General features: G+C 70.9%; 12 protein-coding genes. 5 read left to right on the plus strand and 7 right to left on the minus strand.

Translation table 11 applies throughout. From position 1 onward, the window contains the following. Positions 1-17: 17 nt before the first annotated feature. On the plus strand, positions 18-1,049 hold the full coding sequence (locus tag LPA42_RS08855; RefSeq protein ID WP_077936347.1) for a glycoside hydrolase family 11 protein: 1,032 nt from the start codon (positions 18-20) through the stop codon (positions 1,047-1,049). An 84-nt stretch (positions 1,050-1,133) separates the two neighbouring features. On the opposite strand, the gene LPA42_RS08860 is transcribed toward LPA42_RS08855, so the two are convergent. After that, positions 1,134-1,718, minus strand: a complete 585-nt coding sequence (locus tag LPA42_RS08860; protein WP_077936346.1) for a MerR family transcriptional regulator — start codon at positions 1,716-1,718, stop codon at positions 1,134-1,136. Between the two features lie 953 nt (positions 1,719-2,671). Between LPA42_RS08860 and LPA42_RS08865 the strand changes: the two genes are divergently transcribed. Further along, on the plus strand, positions 2,672-3,118 hold the full coding sequence (locus LPA42_RS08865; RefSeq protein ID WP_077936345.1) for a hypothetical protein: 447 nt from the start codon (positions 2,672-2,674) through the stop codon (positions 3,116-3,118). A gap of 102 nt (positions 3,119-3,220) precedes the next feature. On the opposite strand, the gene LPA42_RS08870 is transcribed toward LPA42_RS08865, so the two are convergent. The 4 genes from LPA42_RS08870 to LPA42_RS08885 are packed head-to-tail and all read right to left on the minus strand — an operon-like array spanning position 3,221 to position 6,745. After that, a complete protein-coding gene (locus LPA42_RS08870) occupies positions 3,221-4,432 on the minus strand; it encodes an ABC transporter permease (protein WP_077936344.1) in 1,212 nt (403 codons plus the stop codon). Then, positions 4,429-5,121 carry an ABC transporter ATP-binding protein gene (locus LPA42_RS08875; RefSeq protein WP_077936343.1) on the minus strand — a complete coding sequence of 231 codons (693 nt, stop codon included), beginning with the start codon at positions 5,119-5,121 and terminating at the stop codon, positions 4,429-4,431. Before LPA42_RS08875 ends, LPA42_RS08870 begins: the two co-directional genes overlap by 4 nt. After that, a complete protein-coding gene (locus LPA42_RS34395) occupies positions 5,118-6,203 on the minus strand; it encodes a peptidoglycan-binding domain-containing protein (protein ID WP_077936342.1) in 1,086 nt (361 codons plus the stop codon). Before LPA42_RS34395 ends, LPA42_RS08875 begins: the two co-directional genes overlap by 4 nt. Next, on the minus strand, positions 6,200-6,745 hold the full coding sequence (locus tag LPA42_RS08885; RefSeq protein WP_141722314.1) for a hypothetical protein: 546 nt from the start codon (positions 6,743-6,745) through the stop codon (positions 6,200-6,202). The genes LPA42_RS34395 and LPA42_RS08885 overlap by 4 nt, the downstream gene beginning before the upstream one ends. A 176-nt stretch (positions 6,746-6,921) precedes the next feature. Here LPA42_RS08885 and LPA42_RS08890 point away from each other — a divergent pair, with 176 nt between their 5' ends. Both LPA42_RS08890 and LPA42_RS08895 read left to right on the plus strand, forming a co-directional pair. Beyond that, positions 6,922-7,581 (plus strand): response regulator transcription factor, encoded by a 660-nt coding sequence (locus LPA42_RS08890; protein ID WP_077936340.1) that lies wholly within the window; start codon positions 6,922-6,924, stop codon positions 7,579-7,581. 17 nt (positions 7,582-7,598) lie between these two features. Then, positions 7,599-8,780, plus strand: a complete 1,182-nt coding sequence (locus LPA42_RS08895; RefSeq protein ID WP_198956458.1) for a HAMP domain-containing sensor histidine kinase — start codon at positions 7,599-7,601, stop codon at positions 8,778-8,780. Positions 8,781-8,787: 7 nt separating this feature from the next. Here the strand turns inward: LPA42_RS08895 and LPA42_RS08900 are convergent, their stop codons facing one another. After that, on the minus strand, positions 8,788-9,885 hold the full coding sequence (locus LPA42_RS08900; protein WP_077936354.1) for a hypothetical protein: 1,098 nt from the start codon (positions 9,883-9,885) through the stop codon (positions 8,788-8,790). A 111-nt stretch (positions 9,886-9,996) separates the two neighbouring features. Next, the gene (locus tag LPA42_RS08905; RefSeq protein WP_077936339.1) at positions 9,997-11,646 is read right to left on the minus strand and encodes a glycoside hydrolase family 44 protein; all 1,650 of its coding nucleotides are present in this window, start codon (positions 11,644-11,646) and stop codon (positions 9,997-9,999) included. Positions 11,647-11,870: 224 nt separating this feature from the next. Here LPA42_RS08905 and LPA42_RS08910 point away from each other — a divergent pair. Beyond that, positions 11,871-12,237 (plus strand): fibronectin type III domain-containing protein (locus tag LPA42_RS08910; protein WP_228986468.1); only part of this gene is annotated, 367 nt, incomplete at its 3' end.

A 12,237-nucleotide genomic window follows, 5' to 3' on the forward strand; every position in this document is an offset into this window, starting at 1 on the left:
CGAGGAGGAACACGCTAATGAACCACACCTCGACCAGACCGCGAAGGGGCAGCCGACTGCGGCTGCTCCTCGGCGCCGCGTGCGCCGCAGCGCTGGCCGTCACCGGCACGTTCATCGCCTCGCCCAACGCGTACGCCGAGGCCGACCGGACGCTCACCTCCAACCTCACCGGCACGCACAACGGCTACTACTTCTCGTTCTGGAAGGACAGCGGCAACGCCAGCATGACGCTGCGCGCCGACGGCCGCTACAGCAGCAGCTGGGACAGGAGCACCAACAACTGGGTCGGCGGCAAGGGCTGGGCCACCGGCACCCGACGGACGGTCAGCTACTCGGGCAACTACAACCCGGGCAACAACAACACCTACCTCGCCCTGTACGGCTGGACCCGCAACCCGCTCATCGAGTACTACGTGGTGGAGAACTTCGGTAGCTACAACCCGAGCAGCGGCGCCACCAGGCTGGGCACGGTGACCACCGACGGCGGCACCTACGACATCCTGCGCAGCCTGCGGGTCAACGCCCCGTCGATCGACGGCAACCAGACGTTCTACCAGTACTGGAGCGTCCGCCAGCAGAAGCGCAGCAGCGGCACCATCACGGTCGCCAACCACTTCGACGCCTGGGCCCGCGCCGGCCTCAACCTCGGCACCAACCACAGCTACCAGATCATGGCCACCGAGGGCTACCAGAGCAGCGGCAGCTCCGACGTCACCGTCTGGGAGGGCGGTGGGAGCAACCCCACCACCGGTCCGACCAGCGGCCCGACCACCCCGCCCGCGGGCGGCAACTGCACCGCGGTGCTGTCGCCCGCCGAGCAGTGGGGTGACCGGTTCAACCTGAACGTGGCGGTCAGCGGCACCAGCAACTGGGTGGTCACCCTCGGCCTCGGCGGGGGCCAGAGCATCCAGAACAGCTGGAACGCCTCGGTCAGCGGCACCACCGGCACCGTCACCGCCAGGCCGAACGGCAACGGCAACAACTTCGGCATCACGATCATGGCCAACGGCAACTGGAACTGGCCGACGGTCACCTGCCGGACCGGCTGACCCCGGCCCGGGCGAACCAGGCGGGTGGCGTGCCGGCCGAGCCGGCGCGCCACCCGTCGCCGCAGGTCCACGACGCCGACGGCGTCAGGCGGCCGGCGCGGCCCTGGTCTGCAGCCCGACCCGCAACGCCTCGACGACGAGGTCGAGCAGTTCTTCCCGATGGGAGACACCGCCGGGCACCAGACAGAGCAGCTCGGCGCCCACCCGGCTGAGCAGTTCGTCGGCGAGCGGCGCGATCGCGGTCACCGAGCCGGCAAGAACGTGCAGCACCTCGGTCAGCGGAGCGTCCGGCCGGCTCGCGACCCTCGCGGCCAGCACCGCACGAGCGCCCCGGACGCTGAACGCGCCGTCCAGGCGCGGCAGGAGGACTCCACTGTCGATCAGCGGGCGGGTCAGGCTCGGGTCGGCACGCAGCACCTGGTCGATCGTCCGGTTCGGCAGGATGAACTTGCCGATCACCCCGTCCGGGTCGAGCAGCGCACAGATCGTCTCCAGCGAAAGGCCCTGTCCCTGCAGAAGCGCGACGGTCCGCATTCGGTTGAGGTGGGGACGGTCGTAGTAGGGCGTCCGGCCGACCCGGTTCGGCGGCTGAAGCAGCCCGCGGGTGTGGTAGGAGCGGATGGTCCGCGGGGTGAGCCATACCTCGGCCGCGAGCTGATCGATAGTCATCAAGAGTATCCCCTGCCTCCGCTTGTTGCCGCAGCAGCCCGGAGCCAGTGGCGACCGCCGGGCCCAGTGAGCCTCGGGCTGTCCACTTTCTGCCGAACCGCAGTGTCGTCACCCATCGGGCCAGCCCCGAGTGGTATACGCCGCAGATCGTCGAGCGACATTCCACATCCCCCGGACCGTGATTGTGGCAGCGGCGCTATAAGCAAAACATAAAGGGCCTCCGACAGGCGCTCGTCGCGTGTGTGCCGACCCGCGTATAGAGGCGCTTCACCAACCGGCCACGCCCGCCACATCCGCATGACAAGTGAGCCGAGCGCAACCGGACACCGCGTCACACTGACCGGGATGTTCGTGATGTATGCATGGTGACGCTTCGCGGCCTACAGAGTTTCTGCGGCGCAATGCCACTTCTTTAGTGGCACCCGGCGAACGTCGGTCCACCCGGATCGACGAGCGCACTCCCGCCATCCGACGCCGACGGCGGTCGCGCCCACGAGCCATCTCACCCGAGCACCAGGCGGCAGGGTCACGCCGCGGAATTCCCACACGGAACAGCGCACCGAGAGGCGTCGAACCCGGCCGGGCGGCTATCCACGTTGGGCAATTTGGGCGCCGCTTAGCCACCTGCGCCCAACCCGGAGGATCTGACCGTCCCAGCCGAAGCCATCAACACCACCCCGACGGCCGGGCATTCGCTCTCGCTGACCCCGTCGGGCGAAGCACTCGCATCATATGAAGCTCATGAGACAGTCGGTTGTCGATGGGTCGCGAGGGGGGAACTGCAGGCCCTTCGGACCACCATCGGGAGGATGATCGGATGAGTCAAGAACCGTATAAACATTCACCCGACACCATGTCGCGGAAGGAATCGCTTCCATTTATTTGCGCCCCGCCGGTCGCTGCCGATGCTTGTCGGTGTCCGTCCCCCACGAGGGCTCCATGGAGGTCCCAGGATGAACGTTCCGACCAAGCTCCGGCGCGACGGCCAGAGCATCCGCACTCTCCTGCTCCAGCTGACGCTGGCGGTAGCGATGATCTTCGCGGCCACCGCGGTGGCCGCGCCCGCCCAGGCCGGTCCCAAGACGGCACCCACCACCAGCACCGAGGCCGCGGTCGGTTCGTCCGCCGCGCCGACCGCCGTGCCGTCCGGGGCCAAGGTGCTCGGCAAGGACTCGGTGTTCGGGCCGGCGGCTTCCTACAGCTACAACGTGTACTACTACCCGCCCAACTACGTCGAGGCCTACTACACCGTGTACTCGGGAGCGGTCAGCTTCGGCGTGTACTGCTCGGCCTGGGGCTGGGTCGACGGCCCCTACGTCGGGGTCGGCTCCTGGGTGAGCCGCGTCGACTGCGGCGCGTACGGGCCGGCGACCGCGTTCCGGTTCCAGACCATCGGCTGATCCCGCCCGGTGCGGCCCCCCGGTTCTCCGGGGGGCCGCACCCGTGCCCGGGGCCGACCGGCTGGCCGACCGCCCGGCTGGCTGGCGGCCAGCACCGGCCGGTCAGTTCGTGCTCAACGCCTCGGTCGGCGCGAGCCGGGCCGCGCGGGCCGCAGGATAGACACCCGCCAGCACACCGGTGCCGACCGCCACCGCGAGCCCACCGAGCAGGGCCGTCGGCGGCAGGACCGCCGGCCATCGCTCGGCTACGGCGTAGCCGGCCGTGACCGCCGAGCCGAGCAGTATTCCCAGCGCGCCACCGATGCCGGTGAGCAGCACGGACTCGGCCAGGAACTGACTGGCGACATGTCCGCGGCTGGCACCGAGCGCCCGGCGCAGCCCGATCTCCCGGCGCCGTTCGAGCACCGAGATGATCATCGTGTTGGCCACCCCGATCCCGCCGACCAGCAGCGCGACCGCGCCGAGTCCCAGGAACAACGAGGAGTACGCCTGCTCGACCAGACGTTGCGCGGCGAGCGCGTCGGACGGCCGGGAGACGAGCACCTCCTCGGGCCGCTGCGGGTTCGCCGTACGCCCGAGGACCGCCCGTACGTCGTCGACGGCCTCGTCGTCCACCCGGACGAAGATCGCCTGCGGGCGGCCGTCGAAGCCGAGGTAGCGCTGCGCCGCCGGCCAGCCGACCAGGACCGAGTTGTCGATCTCCGGAGTGAGTGGAAGCCGGTCGAGCACCCCGATGGCCACGTACCAACGGTCGTTGATCCAGACCGGCGGGGCGGGTTCACCCGGGTGCGGCTCGACGCCCAGCAGCTCGCTGGCCCGCGCGCCCAGCACCACGGCCGGGTACTGCTCGGTGACCCGGTCGAGGAACGCCCCGACGCGCATCGTCGACCTGAGCACGGCCGGCAGGTCGAGTCGGGCGGCGGCGACCGCGAGGCCGTTGGTCTGGCCCTCCGGCACCAGGTTGGTCCGTCGCACCTTGGCCGAGGTGTAGCCGATGGCGGAGGCCGACTGCACCGGTGCGATGCGTTGGATCATCGGCACCGACTCCGCAGGGAGCTGCGCCCGTTCCCCGGTGACCAGGTTCTGGCCTGGAGTGACGGTGAGCAGGTTCGGCCCCAGCGCGGCCAGCCCCGCCCGCACCGCGGCCTGATTGGACGCCGGGATCCCGATCACCGCGATCAGGGCGGCGATCCCGATGGTGATACCGAGGGCCGCCAGCACCGTGCGCGCCGGACGGGCCCGGACGCCGACCGTGGCGAGCCCGAGCAGGTCGGGCAACGACAGCCGGGCGGGCGGTGGCAGTCGTACGGTCATCCGGCCACCGCACCCTGCTGGGTCACGTCGGCGCGGATCTGCCCGTCGAGCATCTCCACCCGCCGGGGGAACCGACCGGCGATGCCGAGATCGTGCGTGATCACCACGATCGTGGTGCCCTCGGCGTTGAGCTCCCGGAGCAGGGCGAGCACCTCGCCGCCCACCCGGGAGTCGAGGTTGCCGGTGGGCTCGTCGGCCAGCACGATGCTGGGACGGTTCACCACGGCCCGGGCGATCGCGACCCGCTGCCGCTCCCCGCCGGACAGTTCGGTCGGCAGGTGGTCGGCCCGGTGCGCGAGCCCGACCCGATCGAGCGCCTCGTCCGCGCGGGCTCGCCGCGACCGGGCGGGGACACCCCGGTAGAGCTGCGCCGTGACCAGGTTCTCCCGTGCGCTCAACCCGTCGGTCAGGTGGAACGACTGGAAGACGAACCCGATCCACGAGGCCCGCAGGGCGGAGAGCCGACGGTCGGTCAGCCGGTCGACCCGGTGCCCGTTGACCCACACCGTCCCGGTCGAGGGCCGGTCGAGGGTGCCCATCAGGTGCAACATGGTCGACTTTCCGGAACCCGACGGCCCGACGACGGCGACCATCTCGCCCGCGTGCACGCGGAGGTTCGCCGCCCGCAGCGCGTGGACGCCGCCCGGATAGACCCTTGAGGCGTTCTCCAGCTCCAGCACGGCGGTCATCCCGCGACCACCACCGGCAGTCCCTCGGCGACCCCGTCGCCGGAGACCTCGACCATGCCGTCGGCGAACAGGCCCAGGTCGACCGCGTGGTACCGCTGCTCGCCCTCGGCCGCCTCGATCCCGTAGCCCCCCTCGCGCAGCGCCACGAGGGCCTCGATCGGCAGGGCGAGCGCACCCGCCCGGCTGGCCCCGTCGAACCGGACGATGACCGGTCCGGTGTCCACCCTGGTGGCCAGCGCGGAGTCGGTGAAGTCGATCGTCACCGTGAGCGTGGACCGATCGTCCTCGCCGGCACCGACGGCGACCGACCTGACCGTGCCGGTGGTGGACCGTCCGTCGGCCAGGTCGAGGCGGACCTTCGCGTCGGGACGCGCGAAGTGGCGCTGCGCCTCCGCCAGCCCCGCCGTGACCAGCCGCCCGACACCGGTCACGTCGAGCACCTCGCCCTGGGCCGGGCCACCGAGCTGCCCGGTCACCTTGTCGACCCGCACCTCGCCGGGGAGCACCACGACGTCGCCGGGGGCGAGTCGCCCGGTCTCCGGCAGGCCGAGTTCCCGCTGCCACTCCTTGAGCGCCTGCCGGGTGCCCGACCGGAACCTGCCGTCCACCGTGCCGACGTCATAGCCGAGCGCGTCCAGGTTGCGTTCCAGGACCAGCACGTCGGGCCCGGAGGACACCCCGGCGCCGAGGTCCCGGTACATCGGGGTGTTCCCGACCAGCAGCGGGACCGGCTCGGCGTCCACCGCGTAGAGCCGCTCCCCCCGCCTGACCAGCACGCCGGGGCTGGGCAGCCAGGTGATGGTGCCGGCCCGACGGCCGGTCACCGGGCTGCTCGGCCCGTACCCGACGGTGCCGTCGACCAGGATCCGCTCGACCAGGTCGGTCCTCGTGACCGTCGCGGTGCGCCGTGGCGTGGCCTGCTGCGTCGGCTCGGCGGAGACACCCTGGAGCCGGGTGTACGCCGTGACACCGCCGGTGCCCAGCACGGCCACGGCCGCGACGCTCCCGAGCAGCCAGCGCTGTCGCCGCTCGCGCCGCGTCCGCACCGGACCGCCGCCCTGGCTGGTGGCCGCCGCGCTCACGATCCGGCACCGGGCGTGGCTGGCTGGTAGCCCGCCTCCTGTCGGCACCCGCGCAGCTTGGCGAGGACGGTCGGGTTGTCGATGTCGATCCCCGGCGGGATGGCCATGGATCCGGAGCCGCCACCGGAGTGCGGGTCGGGGTCGGGATAGTCGAACCCACCGGCACGCATGCACCTGGCCAGCGCCCGGGCCTGCTCCAGTTCCTCTTCGCTGAGCGGCTGCGGGTTGCCGCCGTTGGGCAGGTGCTGGCGGCACTGCTCCAACGCGGCAAGCTCCCGCTGCTGCTGGCCGGGTGCCTTGGTGGAGTCGACCTTGCCCGAGTCGTGTCCCGAACCGCCACCCAACTCATTGCTGTCACTATTCGCGTCGAGGTCGACTCCACGCTCCTTCATGCACCGCCGGAACTCGTTCTGGTCCGCGCCCAAAGGCGCGCTGGAGACACCGGAAACCGACGCGACCTCGTTACTGCCGACCTTGGCGGCACAGCCGGTGGCCAGCAGTAGCGCGCCCAGCAGGATGGGCGTCAGCCACTCACGACTCATGGCGTTCCTCATTTCAGGGTCCTCTTCCGATCAGGATCATCTCCGACTCAGGAAGATGTCATTGTTGCCAACAGGTGTACCAGCGAGTGGATATTGGTGGCGTAAGCGGCACTTCTTATCTCGAACTTACGAACGATTGGTGCACACTGGAGCCGGTGCCACGAGAAGGGATCTCAATGCGCGTACTGATCGTGGAAGACGAGGCGGTGCTGGCTGAGGCGACGGCCGAAGGGCTGCGCCAGCGGGCCATGGCGGTGGACCTGTGCGCAGACGGCGCGGCCGCGCTGGAGCTGATCAGCATCAACCGCTACGACGTCGTCGTCCTCGATCGCGACCTGCCCGTGGTGCACGGCGACGACGTCTGCCGGGCGATCGTCTCGACCGGCGGTGAGGCCAGAGTGATCATGCTGACCGCCTCGACCGGCCTGGACGAACGGGTGCACGGGCTCAACATCGGCGCGGACGACTACCTGACCAAGCCGTTCGCCCTCGCCGAGCTCGTCGCCCGGGTGCAGGCGCTCGGTCGGCGCGCCAGGCCGGCGCTACCGCCGGTGCTGCGCCGCGCCGGCATCGAACTCGACGTTCCCCGGCACCAGGTGCTCCGGGACGGCCGATTCATCGCGCTGTCCCGGAAGGAATTTGCCGTACTGGAAGTTCTGATGCGGGCCGAAGGCACCGCGGTCAGCGCCGAGGAACTGTTGGAGAAGGCATGGGACGAGCACATCGACCCGTTCACGAACGCCGTTCGGGTGACAATGATGACCTTGCGGAAGAAGCTGGGCAGCCCGGCGGTGATCGAAACGCTCTCCGGAGTGGGCTACCGATTGAGCGGGTAGTCCTGCGTCGCCTGTCGGTGAAGGGGCATCTGGTCCTCATGTGCGGGGGGATCTTTCTGCTCAGCGCCGTCGTCCTGCTGACGATCAACTACATCCTGTTCCGGGCGGCGCTCCCTGCGGTCGCCAGCGGACGAATCGACACCGCCGGCCCGACCCCGACGTCGATGGTGCGACCGCTGAACGCGGAAACGGCCGCCGAATACCGCGTCGACGTCCTCGACACGCTGCTGGTGCAGTCCGGCGTGACGCTCGCCATCACCCTGCTGCTCGCCCTGTTGGTGGGCTGGATCGTCGCCAGCCGCATGCTGCGGCCGGTACGGGTGATGGCCGAGGCGGCGCGCCAGTTCAGCGCCGAGAACCTGGACCAGCGCATCCGGATGCGGGGGCACCGCGACGAGCTGACCGACCTGGCCGACACCTTCGACGAGATGCTCGACCGGCTGTCGGACTCGTTCGACAGCCAACGGCGGTTCGTCGCCAACGCCTCGCACGAACTCCGCACCCCGCTGGCCGCGCAGCGCACCCTGGTCGAGGTGGCGTTGGCCCGCAGGAGCACCGACCCGGACGTACGGGGGCTGTGCTCACGCCTGCTCGCGATGAACGTCCGGATCGAGTCCCTGATCGAGGGGTTGCTGGTGCTGGCCCGCAGCGATCGCGGGCTGGACCACCGCACACCGGTGCGGCTCGACGAGGTGGCCGCCGGGGTGATCGCCGCGCACCGCGCCCGGGCCAGCCAGCACGGCCTGAGCATCCACGCCGACCTGACACCGCAGGTCGTCAACGGCGACCGGGTGCTGCTGGAACGCCTGGTGATCAACCTGGTGGACAACGCGATCAAGTACAACCACCCCGGAGGGCAGGTCTGGGTACGGGTCGGCTCCCCGGGCCCCGTGCTCAGGGTCGACAACACCGGGCCGGTCGTGCCGGTCGACCAGGCCGGCGCGCTGTTCGAGCCGTTCCGGCAGTTGCGCCGGGGCCGGGACAGCGCGGATCACGGGGTGGGTCTGGGGTTGTCGATCGTCGCCTCGATCGCCCGGGCCCACCGCGGATCCGTGCGGGCCCAGCCGCGGCCGACGGGTGGCCTCGTCGTCCTGTTCGACGTGCCGGGATCCGCACCGACCCAGCCACGGGCCGGGCGGTACGTCGGCGCGTCGATCGCCTCGGACCGGGCCTACTCGGGCAGGACGGCGCGGAGGTAGGGATCCGCTACCGGCGGGTGGCGCGCCGCAGCCGGCGGCGAACGCCGCCGTCGACCCGGGTCCTGACCCGCGCCAGGATCTCCTCGTACCGGCGGTCCGCACGCGTGCTGAGCGCCTCGGCCTGCTCCAGCATGGCGACGATCGTCTCGATCGCCGTGGCCAGGACCTGCCCGTCGTCGAGCTCGTCGGGGCTGCGGCTCTGCTTCATGCTGGTCGGCCGGAGCTCCGCCAGGTCGCCCACGACCTGGCACGGATAGTCCCGCAGCTCCTTGATCTGCTGTTCCGCCAGGTCGGCCACCCATCCGGCCCGGTCCAGGCCGACACCGAACTTGAGCCCGTCCTCGCGCTGGCGCAGCACGGAGTCGACCAGGTGACGCTGCACGACCTCCTGGTACGGCCTGCGGAGCGGGTAGCGGTCGCCCAGCGCGAGATTGACCCGGCGCAGCACCTCGGCCTCGGCCGCACCCAACGAGGGGTTCGAGGTGGGTGCCTCCAGTTCGCACAGGTCGTCGGGGATGCCCATGATCCCCGCGAACCGGTGCCACAGGGTGTCGTACGGGGCCCCGGGAGGCGGGACGGTCACCAGGTGGCGGCGGTCGGCGGGCACCAGGTCGCCCCAGCGACGGAGCATCCGGTTCGCGGTGTAGTTCTCCCAGAACGTCTCGAACTCGCCGCGTTCCACCGCGCCGAGGAAGGCGCCGAAGCGCCAGCCGCTGCGGGCCCGGATGCTCTGCTGCCAGGTCGACGGGAGGGTACGCCACAGGTCACGTCCCGCCACCACGACGTGCACCTCGGCGGGCCGCAGGCTCTCCACGGCCCGGGCCGCCTGCGCGCTGCTCGCCCCGCCCAGCCCCTCGTTGCTGATGATCACGTCGCCGGGCCAGTCGCGGGCCTTCGCGGCCAGCCGGTCCCAGGTCCAGCGCAGGTCGGCGTCGCGCCAGGGCACCTGGCGCAGATCGGTCATGGCCGCGTCCTGGGCCCGGGCGCTGGCCGGCAGCAGGATGCCGGCCCGCTTCAGGGCCCGCCTGTTGCTCCAGAGCACGTGCTGCACGAAGGTGCTGCCCGTCTTCGGGGCGCCGATGTGCAGGAAGACGCGTCTGGCCATGCTGCCTCCCGTGGGCGGACCGAGGGGGCCGGTGACGGCCCGGTTCGTGGGCGCCCAGGGTGGCATACGAAGGTGGCGAACAGGTGTCGTCGCGGAAGCCCGCGCCGGGGATCAGCGCTGCGGCAGGACGAGCAGCGTCACGGAGTTCGCCGGGTAGGTCGCGCTGACGCCGCCACGGGTCACCCGGAGGTCCTCACCCCGGACGATCGAGGTAAGGTCGGCCGGGCCGTAGGTGAACCGCTGCGCCCTGTCCCCGCCGCGGAATCCGGCGAGCGCCAACCGGGACGTCAGGTCGCCGCCGGTCTTGTTGACCACCATGACGGTGAGCGCCCTGTCGCACGAGCGTTGCGCGGCGTAGACCGCGAGCTGCCCCTGGTCGCTGCTGACCGCCGACACGCTCACGTCGCCGAACCTGCTGCCGGCCCCGTCGTAGTTCCGGTACATCCGGAAGGCGTACGCACCGGGGTCGGTCGGCTTCGGTTCGCCCCAGATGGTGGCCAGGTCCAGGCCCTCGCGCCCGAAGATTCCGAGCACGTCGGCCTGCGCGAGCGCGCCGTTGATGTCGTCCAGCGCACCCCAGTTGTATTCGGTGATGGCGACCTTCGTGCCGGGGTAGTACTGCGCGACCCACGCCTTCATCTGGCGGATGAACTGCAACGGCGGGGCGTTCACCCCGCCGGGACCGATCCACGACTCGTCCACGTACGTGGGATCCCACAGCGACCGGGTGGACCGCAGCCGCAGCGCGTTGGCGTCCGGGTCCCGGCCGCCGCTGATCTGCGGGTAGTAGTGCTGGTCGAAGTAGTCGAGGAAGCGCTTCCCGCCGTGGGCGTCGCTGAAGTCCTTCATGTTCTTCAGGTACCACTGGGACAGGTTCAGCCCGCCGTGCGCCGCCGCGTCCGCGCCCGGCGCGCAGCCGTCCACGCCGGACGCCACCCATTCGCAGTAGCCCCAGCCGGACGGGCCGAGCACCGCCGCACGCGGGTCGGCGGCCTTGATGGCCGCGGCGGTCGCCGTGCCCTTGCCGCCCAGCTCGTCGTAGCTCACCGGCTCGGGGTGGACGTCGCGGTGGGTGGAGCTCCACAACACCGGCTCGTTGTCGAGTTCGTAGATCGACACACCGCCGCGCGCCGCCGGGCCGAACTGGTCGACGAGATGGGACACCATCTCGCCCGCGAACGACGCGCCGGCCGGGATCGACGTGTCCGTGGGGACCGCCCCGGTCAGGTTCGTGTCGGCGTGCCGGCCGTTGCCGCAGTTGGGGTCCCACTGGTCGAACGAGTCCTGCTCCGGGAAGCGGGTGGCCGGGAAGCCGCAGGCGAACGGGTGCGACGAGGGCGAGTCCTTCGCCACCCATCCGATCAACGGCACGGCGACCACCTGCCTGGTCCCCTGGTCCCGGTTCCGCTGGACGAACGCCTCGACCGTGTTGTCGGGCCCGGCCACGATGTTCTCGAAATACCAGTCGCTGCCGGTGTTGTAGGTGTGGTTCTTGAAGTTGTAGCGGCTGCTCGCGTTGCCGCCCCAGCGGGCCACCGGCGTGCCGAGTTCGGCGACGAGCGCGGGGTCGCCGCCGTTCATGCCGTAGATGTCGGGGCTGATCGCGTGCCGGGCGGAGGACACGTCCACGGCCAGGGTGAGCCCCTCGGCAGCCGCCGCCGGGCCGGCGACGGCCTGGGTGGTCAGCAGCCCCGCCACGAGAGATCCGGCCACACCGATCGCCGTGGCGGGACGCGGCCTGCGCCGTCGTCGTGCACCCATCAGAGACTCCCGTCGCCGGTCGGCCCGAGACGGACCGAACCCCCACACACATTACTGATCGTCTATATCATGTCAATTGATTCCCGCCGATTGAATTGATCGTGATCGGCGACGCCGGGAACAAGATCTGAATTCCCTGCGCACATCCCACACCGCACGTGCGCGCATCCCAGCTGTCGAGCAATACCTTGACGTACGTCTATGAATAGCGACATCGTCCACGCATGGTGGCCGCTCGTACCACGTCATTCTTCCGTCGCCTGCGGCCGGCCGTCGCGGCCGCGCTGCCGGTCGCGGTCCTGGGGGTCGGCCTGGGCGTGGGCCTGGCCGCCGCCCCCGCGGCCCGCGCCGACACCGCGCCGATGCCGGCCGGCACCGTCCCACCGTCGACCCCACCGGTCACCCCGGCGCCACCGACCGCGCCGACCGACCTCACGGCGACCCGGGTCACCGCCACCTCGGTCACCCTGACCTGGACGGCCTCCACCCCCGGTTGCTGCGCCATCGAGGCCTACGTCATCGAGTACGCCCCACCGTTCACCGACGCGATCCCGCTGACGATGGTCGGGAACGTCACCACGGCCACGATCA

Source organism: Micromonospora sp. DH13, assembly GCF_020873825.1.
Taxonomy (GTDB): Bacteria; Actinomycetota; Actinomycetes; order Mycobacteriales; family Micromonosporaceae; genus Micromonospora; species Micromonospora haikouensis.

What these genes read in the sequence shown, in the direction of transcription:
- LPA42_RS08900 (WP_077936354.1), bottom strand. Translation starts at nt 9,885, where the DNA reads ATGGCCAGACGCGTCTTCCTGCACATCGGCGCCCCGAAGACGGGCAGC.
- LPA42_RS08885 (WP_141722314.1), bottom strand. Translation starts at nt 6,745, where the DNA reads ATGAGTCGTGAGTGGCTGACGCCCATCCTGCTGGGCGCGCTACTGCTG.
- LPA42_RS08865 (WP_077936345.1), top strand. Translation starts at nt 2,672, where the DNA reads ATGAACGTTCCGACCAAGCTCCGGCGCGACGGCCAGAGCATCCGCACT.
- LPA42_RS08905 (WP_077936339.1), bottom strand. Translation starts at nt 11,646, where the DNA reads ATGGGTGCACGACGACGGCGCAGGCCGCGTCCCGCCACGGCGATCGGT.
- LPA42_RS08875 (WP_077936343.1), bottom strand. Translation starts at nt 5,121, where the DNA reads ATGACCGCCGTGCTGGAGCTGGAGAACGCCTCAAGGGTCTATCCGGGC.
- LPA42_RS08890 (WP_077936340.1), top strand. Translation starts at nt 6,922, where the DNA reads ATGCGCGTACTGATCGTGGAAGACGAGGCGGTGCTGGCTGAGGCGACG.
- LPA42_RS08860 (WP_077936346.1), bottom strand. Translation starts at nt 1,718, where the DNA reads ATGACTATCGATCAGCTCGCGGCCGAGGTATGGCTCACCCCGCGGACC.
- LPA42_RS08870 (WP_077936344.1), bottom strand. Translation starts at nt 4,432, where the DNA reads ATGACCGTACGACTGCCACCGCCCGCCCGGCTGTCGTTGCCCGACCTG.
- LPA42_RS08855 (WP_077936347.1), top strand. Translation starts at nt 18, where the DNA reads ATGAACCACACCTCGACCAGACCGCGAAGGGGCAGCCGACTGCGGCTG.